Origin of the sequence: Komagataeibacter xylinus NBRC 15237 (genome assembly GCF_001571345.1) — a bacterium.
Lineage (GTDB): Bacteria > Pseudomonadota > Alphaproteobacteria > Acetobacterales > Acetobacteraceae > Komagataeibacter > Komagataeibacter xylinus.
On the sequence record NZ_BCTP01000111.1, the window covers coordinates 1 to 2,140 of the forward strand.

The 2,140-nt window shown below is 63.6% G+C and carries 3 protein-coding genes; all 3 read left to right on the forward strand.

What is annotated here, in order from left to right:
- Positions 1–58 precede the first annotated feature (58 nt).
- Complete coding sequence (gene tnpA, locus GXY01S_RS16565; protein ID WP_061276868.1) at positions 59–547, forward strand: IS66-like element accessory protein TnpA; 489 nt, start codon at positions 59–61, stop codon at positions 545–547.
- Positions 544–891 (forward strand): IS66 family insertion sequence element accessory protein TnpB, encoded by a 348-nt coding sequence (gene tnpB / locus GXY01S_RS16570; RefSeq protein ID WP_019092242.1) that lies wholly within the window; start codon positions 544–546, stop codon positions 889–891. The genes tnpA and tnpB overlap by 4 nt, the downstream gene beginning before the upstream one ends.
- Before the next feature lie 65 nt (positions 892–956).
- On the forward strand, positions 957–2,140 hold a 1,184-nt coding region (tnpC, locus tag GXY01S_RS16575), incomplete at its 3' end, for an IS66 family transposase (RefSeq protein WP_061276870.1).

Below are 2,140 nucleotides of genomic sequence, written 5' to 3' on the forward strand. Positions count from 1 at the left end.
TAAGCTCCCGGCGACTGACGCCTTGCTGAATATTTCTGGTCTGGTTCAGCTATGAAGCATGAACGATTTAAGAGATAGGGACGCGGTACTACCTGCGAGTGTCGCAGGTAGTACCGCAGAGAGGCTCCAAAGGAGCGGTAGAGAGACCGATGAGCGGGACAGGCTGGCGGACGCCTCGCGGATCGAGATCGTTTCGGATCGCCGCCGCTGGCACGCCCCTGAATTTCGCGCGCGAGTGGTCATCGCGTCCTACGAGAGCCGACGCCCCATAAGGGAGGTGGCTGCACAGTATGGGATCCATCCCAGTCTGGTGTTTCGCTGGCGGCGAGAGGCTCGGGCCAAAGCGCAGGCCAAAGGCGGGACATCGTTCATACCTGTCATGGTAGCCCCGGCCCCCGAGCCGCAGCCATCGGAGCGTCGGAGAGAACAGGGAACGCTGTCCGGCCAAGCCGTCAGCCTGGTCTTTCCGGACGGTGTGCGGCTGGAGTTCGACGCAGGGCTGTCCGCTGATCGTCTGCGTGAGATTGTGGGCGCACTACGATCATGATCCCGCTTCCTTCCACGCTGAGGATATGGCTGGCGGCCGGTGTAACCGATATGCGCCTGGGGATGCCCGGGCTGGCGTTGAAGGTCCAGGAAGCACTGGGTCGTGACCCTTTCGCGGGTGACGTCTATGCCTTCAGGGGCCGACGCGGCGACCTGGTGAAACTGATCTGGCACGATGGGATCGGCCTTTCCTTATATGCGAAGCGGATCGAGCGCGGGCATTTCCTGTGGCCTTCGGCAAAGGACGGAGCGATCCATCTCTCCCCGTCACAATTGACTTGTCTGCTGGAGGGTGTGGACTGGCGCAATCCGCAGAAAACATGGAGACCTGAACTGGCGGGATAATAAAAACCGCGCCAGGTCAGCATATACTGGTACCCTTTTGAGCGCCCATGTGATCAACTGCCTTCATGACGGGAGACACGGACGACATCATCGCCTTGCGCGCGGCACTTGCCGCTGCCGAGGCGCGTGCCGAGGTCGCGGAAGCCCGTGCGGCCAGCGCCGAAGCGCAGATTGCCCATCTCAAACATCTTATCGCGCGGATGCGCCAGGACCGTTTCGGCGCCTCGTCGGAGCGGGGGCGCCGCCTGCTGGCCCAGCTCGAACTCGAACTGGAAGAGCTGGAGACGACACTCGCCGAGGACGCGCCCGAAAATGCGGCGGATCCCGCCGTCCGCGCGACAGCACCCAGGAGCAACCGGGGGCGCCAGCCCCTGCGTGCCGATCTGCCGCGCGAGCGGGTCGTCATCCCCGCACCGACACAGTGTCCGTGCTGTGGCAGCGATCGTCTGAGCAAACTGGGGGAGAGCGTCACCGAGACGCTGGAGGTGATCCCGCGCCAGTTCAAGGTCATCCAGACGGTGCGGGAGAAGTTCACCTGCCGGGACTGCGAGAGCATCACCCAGCCACCCGCCCCCTTCCATCCGATCGCGCGCGGACGCGCCGGCCCATGGCTGCTGTCGACCATCCTGTGCGACAAGTTCCTGCAGCATCTGCCGCTGAACCGCCAGAGCGATGCCTTTGCCCGCGAAGGGATCGATCTCGACACATCAACGCTGGCCGACTGGGTGGGAGCCTGCACCGCGACGCTGGCCCCCCTGACTGCGCTGATCCGGGCGCATGTGCTGGCGGCACAACGCCTGCACGCGGATGACACCACCGTGCCGGTTCTGGCGAAAGGCCGGACAGTCACCGGACGATTATGGAATTATGTGCGTGATGATGGTCCATTTGGTGGGCCAGCACCGCCAGCCGTCTGGTTCCGGTATTCCCGGGACCGCAGGGGCGAACATCCCACGGACCATCTCACCGGCTGGACCGGCATTTTGCAGTCAGACGCCTATGCGGGTTATAACACTCTGGCGAAACCGGGACGCCAACCCGCGCCGGTTGTCTCCGCCGGATGCTGGGCGCATGGACGCAGGGGACTGTTCAAAATCGCCGAGAGGGACAAGGCGCCCCTCGCCATAGAGGCAGTAGGCAGGATCGACGCCATATTCCAGGCCGAGCGCACCATCAACGGTACGCCCCCAGAACATCGGCTGGCAGTCCGTCAAACAGACATAGCCCCTCTGGTCGACGATCTGTTCGA